Source organism: Candidatus Hydrogenedentota bacterium, assembly GCA_012523015.1.
Lineage (GTDB): Bacteria > Hydrogenedentota > Hydrogenedentia > Hydrogenedentales > CAITNO01 > JAAYBJ01.
The window spans coordinates 1-8,109 of the sequence record JAAYJI010000138.1 but is presented as its reverse complement, the minus strand read 5'-3'; the positions used below and the strand labels follow the sequence as shown (position 1 = coordinate 8,109).

The 8,109-nt window shown below is 49.4% G+C and carries 5 protein-coding genes and 2 tRNA genes; 4 read left to right on the top strand and 3 right to left on the bottom strand.

Going from position 1 to position 8,109, the window contains the following annotated elements:
• Positions 1–357: 357 nt before the first annotated feature.
• A tRNA-Met gene (locus GX117_05765) sits at positions 358–434 on the bottom strand.
• A gap of 182 nt (positions 435–616) precedes the next feature.
• A tRNA-Arg gene (locus GX117_05760) sits at positions 617–693 on the bottom strand.
• Positions 694–925: 232 nt separating this feature from the next.
• On the opposite strand from GX117_05760, the gene GX117_05755 reads away from it, so the two are divergent.
• The 4 genes from GX117_05755 to GX117_05740 all read left to right on the top strand — a co-directional run bounded on the left by GX117_05755 (position 926) and on the right by GX117_05740 (position 6,771).
• On the top strand, positions 926–2,626 hold the full coding sequence (locus tag GX117_05755) for a hypothetical protein (GenBank protein NLO32849.1): 1,701 nt from the start codon (positions 926–928) through the stop codon (positions 2,624–2,626).
• 34 nt (positions 2,627–2,660) lie between these two features.
• Positions 2,661–3,491 (top strand): alpha/beta hydrolase, encoded by an 831-nt coding sequence (locus tag GX117_05750; protein NLO32848.1) that lies wholly within the window; start codon positions 2,661–2,663, stop codon positions 3,489–3,491.
• 115 nt (positions 3,492–3,606) lie between these two features.
• Positions 3,607–5,532, top strand: coding sequence for a type II/IV secretion system protein (locus tag GX117_05745; GenBank protein NLO32847.1), 1,926 nt, complete (start codon positions 3,607–3,609; stop codon positions 5,530–5,532).
• 144 nt (positions 5,533–5,676) lie between these two features.
• Entirely contained in the window at positions 5,677–6,771 is a 1,095-nt protein-coding gene (locus tag GX117_05740) for a hypothetical protein (protein ID NLO32846.1), read from the top strand.
• Between the two features lie 52 nt (positions 6,772–6,823).
• On the opposite strand, the gene GX117_05735 is transcribed toward GX117_05740, so the two are convergent.
• Entirely contained in the window at positions 6,824–7,951 is a 1,128-nt protein-coding gene (locus GX117_05735) for a UDP-N-acetylmuramate--alanine ligase (GenBank protein ID NLO32845.1), read from the bottom strand.
• Between the last annotated feature and the right edge of the window lie 158 nt (positions 7,952–8,109).

Below are 8,109 nucleotides of genomic sequence, written 5' to 3'. Positions count from 1 at the left end.
TCATAGGATACATGCTCTATGGAGAAATAAAGTATATCATGATATCCAATGTTTTTGTAAGCTCGGTCTCTGTCAATTGAACAAGGCGCCATACCAAATTTAAAATTGATATTTATCATGAATACTATAAAATGTTGTTAACCCTGCACTTTTTGGTCCGGTTGTTATGAGAGGTTCTGTGTTTCATGGGCGGGTTTTCCGGCAGAATTACATGGGCGCTTGGCACAACGGAGGTGATGGGAGAGGATTTTCTGCGGCTGGAAACGGAAAATCTTGGAGATGGGGCGGAAAGTTTTGCAGCGCTATAAAAAACGTCCTTGTTCGTTTAAAGACAAACAAGGACGTTTTTGTTCATATTGGTAGCGGGGGCGGGATTCGAACCCGCGACCTTTGGGTTATGAGCCCAACGAGCTACCAGGCTGCTCCACCCCGCGATAATGCAAACTGAGGGAATTATATCACTTGAGAGAGGTGAAATCAAAATTTCACCGAATCGGCGATCCTGGTTCTCTGTTTTCAGCCGATCTCTAGCCTAAGCCATAGTGCAGTAAGGAAATAGAGTCGGAAGAAAGAAGGTTCTGCCGGAACAGAAAATTAAAGCGGAAACAAGAGAAAATGGCGCGCCTGGCTGGACTCGAACCAGCGGCCCTCTGCTTAGAAGGCAGATGCTCTATCCACCTGAGCTACAGGCGCGTATGGATATTCTTTCATATTTCACCCCTATTTTTCCAGTTAGCCCCGTGTCTTTGATCTTCTCCGCCTATCATAGAAGGGGAGTGTTGCTTTTGTAACGCGCTGTTAGGATGCGCACGGCGTAGGCGTCTTTTCTAAAGAGGCTGCAAAAAAGGGTGTATCTGTGTTTTACTTATGATACGAAATCGGGTATGCTGTAGTTGCGTTATGGCACAGCCGAAAAGGAAAAGACATGAACCTCGGTACAAAGGCTCATCTCCTTTATCATATCTTGCGATGGCTGGTTACCAGAAATCGCTTCGATACGCATTATACCTTTAAGATTCCGGGTAATCCAAAGTTTGTAGGGGCTCGTGAAGCGGTCGCCCTGATTCCTGACCATGCCGTTGTTGCCACCTCCGGACTTGGGGGTAATCAATGGCCGTCTATCCTTTACCGTTGTTTGCGCCGGTGCTATGAAGAGACCGGCCATCCCCAAAACCTATCCCTTATCGCTATAGGCGGGATGGGCGCACGCGGACGTGCTCCCGGGTCTATCGAAGAGTTGGGAATCGATGGCTTATGCACCCGTCTTTTCACCGGTCATACGGAAACCTACAAATCCATCCTTCGCCTTGCAGACAGCGGTAAGGCGGAAATTCAATGTTTACCTCAAGGTATTTTGGCTTTTCTGATTGAAGGTCAAGGTCAGGGCAAAGACTCTTTATTGACCGATACCGGCGTGGGCACCTTTTTGGATCCACGGGTGGGTTCCGGGACGCCCATTGCCCATACGAGCCGGCAACAATGGGTTCAGTTGGAGGGAGAGCAGCTGCGCTACCGTTTGCCGCCTATTACCGTTGCACTGCTCAACGCGCCGTCGGCGGATTCTCAAGGCAATATTTATGTTCGCAACGCGTCCATGATTGCGGAAAGCATGGAGATCGTTCGTGCAGCCCGTCACAACGGCGGCTTGGTTATTGTGAATGTGGCGTCTGTTGTTGAGGAAGATCCGGACGCGGTTTTTTTGCCTGCTTCGTGGGTGGATAGAATCGTCGTTTATCCCAAGACCGAGCAAGCTGCGTCTATCCGGCACCGCCGCTATTGGCCCCTCTTCACGCTAGACAGTCCGATTTCTATTGATGAGGGGATTAGGCGCTTGAAATTTGTGAATCAAGTGCTGGGTATAACACCGCGCCGTTCGCAGGTCGATTACGCCTTGGCACGCTTGGCGGCCTCCTTCTTTTCGGAGCATGTAAAAGCCGGTTCCTTGGTCAACATCGGGACAGGATTGCCGGAGGAAGTGTGCCGCATATTATATGGTGCTGATGTATCGCATGGACTGCATTTTTTCACGGAAAGCGGTGTTTTGGGCGGATTACCGGCGCCGGGCGTATTTTTTGGCGCGGCGGTGTGTCCCGATGAAATGATCAGTTCCGCGCAAATCTTTCATCGCTGCTACGAAGGTTTAGATGCAAGTATTTTGGGCATGCTTGAGTTTGACGGCTTTGGCAATGTGAATGTGTCAAAGCGAGGCGACAAAGCAATCAACGCTGTAGGTCCGGGCGGCTTCATCGACTTCAGCATCAACGCGCGAAATCTTTTTTTTATAGCGACGTGGATGGTGGGCGCGCAGATGCGCATTCACAACGGGGCACTATTTATAGACAAAGCCGGTTCCCTAAAATTAAAAGATCAGATCCGTGAGATAACGTTTAACGGGAAACTTGCCGCGCAAAGAGGGCAACAGGTTTTTTACATTACGAATGTAGGCGTTTTTAAGTTAACGGAAAAAGGCTTGATGTTAATCCGCGTCGTGCCGGGCGTTGATATAGGCCGTGATATACTGGAACCGAGCGATGAGGTCATTTTGCTGCCGCCCTCCGGCGTGCCGCAACAGGTGGATTTTTCCATTATGACCGGTGAAAACTATACAATTAAGTTGGTATCGTAAACGGTGATTGAACAGCTAACAAGGAGAACAAGACATGTTTAAAGACGGCTGGTTTGAAGTAAGTGAAACGTTGCGTCTTTATGAACGCCGACTTGTTCCAACAGAGACGCCTTTGGCAAATGTGGTGATTATCCACGGCTATGGAGATCATTGTACCCGGTATGCGTGGACGATGGAACGTTTTGTGGAGGCGGGACTCGCCACCTTTACCTACGATCAACGGGGTCATGGTCGTTCTCCGGGCAAGCGCGGCTATATCTACCAGTTTGAGCATTTGCTTGATGATTTGGGTTTGTTCCTGACCCATCTGCAAGAAGATCTGGCTCCGGTACCGCTCTTTTTGTTGGGGCATAGCATGGGCGGGATGGTGCTGGCGCGTTATATGCAAACACGGACGGTGGAGACTCAAGGACTGGTTTTCAGCAGTCCTTTCCTCGCCTTTAGCGATAACCTGCCTAAATGTATTGTGGCGCTCGGCCCCATCATTGCGCGCATTCTACCTTGTGCTCCCATCGGAAAAGTGAATAACAAAGGCTTAAGCCGTGATTCCTCAGTGATAGAAGCAACGAACAACGATCCTTTATCCTATCACGGTCGGGTTGCAGCCCATACGGCCAGTGAATTTTACAGGATCATAGAAGAAGTTGAAGAGGATCTTGAAAAGATTACACAGCCCATGCTGGTCTTGCATGGAGGAGCGGATCACGTAGTTTCTCCGTCGGGCAGCGAGATGCTTTACAAAGGCGCTGCTTCGGTCGATAAAGAGCTTCGTATTTATTCTGATGGCTACCACGAGCTTTTCAATGACCTTGAAAAAGAACAGTATGTGTCGGAAATCGTTACGTGGATAAAGTCGCGCATTTAGCGTGTTTGTTTGGTGTGTGAGAAAGCTGCTTCCCGTTGGCGGCAAAGGGGCTTCTTGTGGGAGTGCCCGGACGGTATCGGCTTGAATAGGCTTTGTATTTTATGAAAGGTTTTTTATGCAACATGATGACCCGTATCTTTTAACCGGCGAGGAACTGGTTCGGCAAGACATCATAACCCGTGAAGAATTGGATGAAGTCAAAGCCAACGAAATCACAACAGGTACGCCTTGGTATAAGCAATTGATACAACAGCGCCGCATCAGTTTTGATACGCTGGACAATGTATTACATTACGAATTTCATTCGCGCGCGGCGAAGACAGCACCGATAAGCTTGGGCGAAAGCTTGGTGAGCATGGGACACCTTACAGAAGCAGAACTCGACGAAGCCTTGGAAGAGCAAAAGCGCAGCGGTCGTCTTTTAGGCAATATCCTGCTTGAGAAGAAGTTTGTCACCCGCGAGGCGATGGCCCATGCGCTGGCAAAACAGTACAACATGGAATATGCCTGTTTGCGCGATACGCCCAGCACTGCTGAAGCACTTCTTGCGCTTCCCGAGCCCTTAGCACTGCAACATAAAATTATCCCGATCTCGCTTACTGACGATACACTGGTTGTCCTTGCCGTTCATCCGCAAACCCGTGAGCGATTGAAAGAAGTGGGCGTGATTCTGGGCACAGAAATCAAGACCTTTTTGACCGCTGTTGAAGATATAGAAGAGGAGATTAAGAAGCGGTATGCGGTCATCGTTGATCAGCCCGCTCCAAAAGACGAGCGCGGCCTACAGAAACAAGTGATTGCGAAAGAGGCTGTCAAGAAGGAAGATAGCGACAACGAAGCGCAGCCAGTCGAATCGGATCGTGATGTTCGCTTTGAAGAAATTGCTCAGGCTGCCGCCGGCGCTTCCGTGGTTCAAATTGTATCCATGATAATTGAAGGCGCGATCAATGCCGGCGCTACGGATATCCACATTGATCCGCAGCTGCCGGAATCACGGGTTCGGTATCGCATCGATGCCATGCTCCACGATGTGATGCGTATCCCCGAATCTCTTTATCCCTCGCTGGTATCGCGAATCAAAATTATTTCCGATCTTGATATTACTGATACGCGTCATCCCCAGGACGGTCATATCAGCCTTGCTTTAGGCGATCGCGAAATTGATATCCGCGTCGCTACGCTGCCTACCTATCTGGGCGAGCGTGTTGTGCTGCGCCTGTTGGATCAAAGCTCGGTCTTGTCGGGTATTAAGGATCTAGGCTTAAGCGATGATGATGAAAAGACGTTGAATAACTTGATCAAGCAGCCCTATGGGATGATTCTGGTTACAGGTCCTACGGGCAGCGGTAAGACCACTACGCTCTATGCCGCATTAAATCAAAAGAACGTAATGACTGAGAGCATAGTTACTTTGGAGGATCCGGTAGAATACCAGCTTGCCGGCATTAATCAGGTTCAGATTGATCCGGAGATCAATGTGACTTTTGCCAATACGCTGCGCGCCGCCATGCGGCAGGACATTGATGTCTTGTTGGTCGGCGAAATCCGTGATCCAGAGACGGCACAAATCGCCATTCGTGCTGCCATGACGGGGCATCTCGTTTTCAGTACGCTCCATACCAATGATGCCATCGAAGCGATCAGTACGCTGCGCAATATGGGCATTCCCGCCTTTCTCATTGCAACAGCACTGACCGCTGTCATTGGACAGCGTCTTGTCAGAAAGATTTGTCCTGCATGCAAATATAGTTTCTTCCCCACCGATGGTCTTCTGCAATCTATTGATGTGGTACACGCGAAAATAGATCTATACCGGGGCAAAGGCTGCCAACGCTGTCATTTCACGGGCTTTTCAGGGCGGACAGGAATCTTTGAAGTCTTTGAAATCACGGCCAAGATACGCCATCTCATTGAAACCGAAGCTACGGCTGAGAAAATAATGGAAGCAGAAAGTTTCAGTACCATGGCGGATCATTGCCGTGAAAAGATTCTAGCAGGGATTGTAAATCCGGAAGAATACTTACGGGTAGTAAGAATTTAAACCTTAAAAAAGACTCAGTCTCTGCTGCGGCCACTCGGCTTATTCCATGCTATAATGTGGAGGTGTAAGCGCTGCCGAGACAAGTGTTAAAGAGTGGCGGCGACCCGCAAAATACAAAGAAATCTAAATATTGGAGTGATCCTTATGTTTCTGTCAGCAAGTTATATTTTGTTGTCTGTTATTGTTGCAGAACCGATTGCGCCCACAGGACGGACGCGTTATCCCTATTGGCAAATGGTGAATGATGTGGTGACACAGATTGAAAGTGGTCCGCCACGACAACCCAGCATCAACAAGGGATTGCATACGCCCGGTGAAGAATATCCCTTTGAATCCTTTCGCCACTTACAGGCAGCCGTCCTGATACGGGCGGCGAAAGAGGGGATTATTGTGGCGCGCCAGCAAGAAGGTATGGGCAAGCCGAAGGCGAAAGTAGATCAAGAAGTATTGCGCAATGTGACGGTAGCCCTTGAATACTTGCCTATGGTCTTGCGTGAAGATATCGATAATCCCAATAGAGAAGTGCAGGAAAGAGATATACATGGCTTCCCCAAGGATAAGCCTTCTGAATCTGACACCTTATTTTCATTGATCAGCAATCGAGAAGAGGATCCTGTGCTGCGCAGATTTTTAATGGAACGGTCTGTACCGGGATTTGCGCAGGACAGCTTGCTCACCCGTGCCCTTCCCCTGTATCTTGCTTCCAGAGACAAAAAGATACGGGAAGTACTGATCGGTATCGCTTCGCATCCAGGTGAAGTACCGGAGCTGCAAATCCTCGCTATGAAGCTCTACATGCATTATATGTTAGATGCCTACCAATCCATTTTCGATGCCGATCCCAACGTGCAGGCGCGCGCTGCAGAAGGAACGTCACTGCCCTACACAGCGGCTGTTGATGATGCTGCACTAAAACTATCCACCGCCACGCAAAATGGGTTGAAACAAATGTCCTCACGGATCAATGATCTGATTGTGGCGATTGCCGGCCATATTTCAGAAAATAGTACGCGCTCTGAACTTGTTAAAGATGCTGTGAAATCGCTCTTAACGGAGACGCGGGACACGATATACAATGTCGATAAGAGTGCCATTGACAGCTATCTGGCGGGTGAGGTACCCGAACCGGAAATGACATGGCCGGTTATGCCCGCCACGCCCAGCGAGGCGCCTCCTGCCGCTGCTGATGGCATGATTCCCGTATTGCTGCCTGAGGATGGGGGGCCTCCCGTTTTTTAATTGGCGTTGAGACGACCCAAAAGTATATTCTTTTGAATAGCGTAGCAATCCGTTATGGCTGTGTTTTATCGGGAGCCAAGGCTTCGCGGAGCATGGTGTAGAGACCGCCAAAGGCACCGTTGCTGAGAATCAAGATGAGATCGGTATCGCCGAGAGAGTCCAATATGTAGTCGGCTAAAGGCGGTACTTCAGTAAAGGCATGCGCGGTAATTCCCTTCTTTTCAAGATTCTCTACGAGCCTTTGTGTATTTAAACGCTCCTCTTCGGCGATACGCTCGGCGCGATGTATAGGCCCTAAACAGAGTTCATCAGCGCCGTCAAAGGCTTCTTCCAATTCTTTTTGGAAGCGATTGGTCACAGTGGTATTGGATCGGGGCTCAAAGAGTACGCGCAGCCGTTTCTGAGGCCAGTGTTCTCGCGCCGCGGCGACGGTCTCTCGTATGGCAGTGGGATGATGGGCGAAATCTTCGACAAAGACCGCTTTCCCCGTATCAAGGAAGACCTCCAGTCTACGCCGAACACCGGGAAAGCTCTCAACGGCTGCGGCAATTTGCGGAGCCTGTTGCCCCAAGGTGGCCGCAACGGCAACGGTCGCCAAAGTATTTTGGAGGTTGTGCTTGCCAAATAAGGAGGGCATCACTTTACCCCATTTTGTTCCTTTGTAGGAGATGTCAAGAAGCACACGATTATTGGGATCTCGCTTTATAAGGCCTTGCCAATCGGCGGGCGCTTCCAGTCCGTAAGATTCCACTTTTGAAAAGGCTTTATTTTTCAAAGAAAGGGCGTAATTATCGGCGCATAAAAGGACAAGCCCGTCTTGTGGGATTTGTCGGAACATGCGCTGAAAGGCGATTTCAATTTCACGAAGATTGTTGTAAATATCACCGTGGTCGAATTCGAGAGACGTTACCACGGCAATCTCCGGGAGATAGTGCAGGAATTTGGCACGCTTATCGAAAAAGGCAGTGTCGTATTCATCGCCTTCAATAATAAAGGGAGCCCCTTCCGTACCGAGCTTGGATGAAAAAGGAAATCCTAAAGCTTCACCGCCAATGAAATAGCCAATGTCTGAACGGGCTTGCGACAATACATGGGCTGTCAATGCGGTGGTTGTCGTTTTGCCTGGGTGCCGGAAACCACAACGACTTGACGTTGTCGCAGGACATTCATTTTCAACCATTCAGGGAGGCTCATATACAGCATGCGACGGGATAATACGGCTTCGACTTCCGGGTTGCCACGGCTTAAGGCATTGCCAATAATAACGAGATCAGGGTTCCAGTCGAGATTGTCTTCGCTGTATCAGGTTTGGACAGGGACAGCCAACTTTTCGACCAT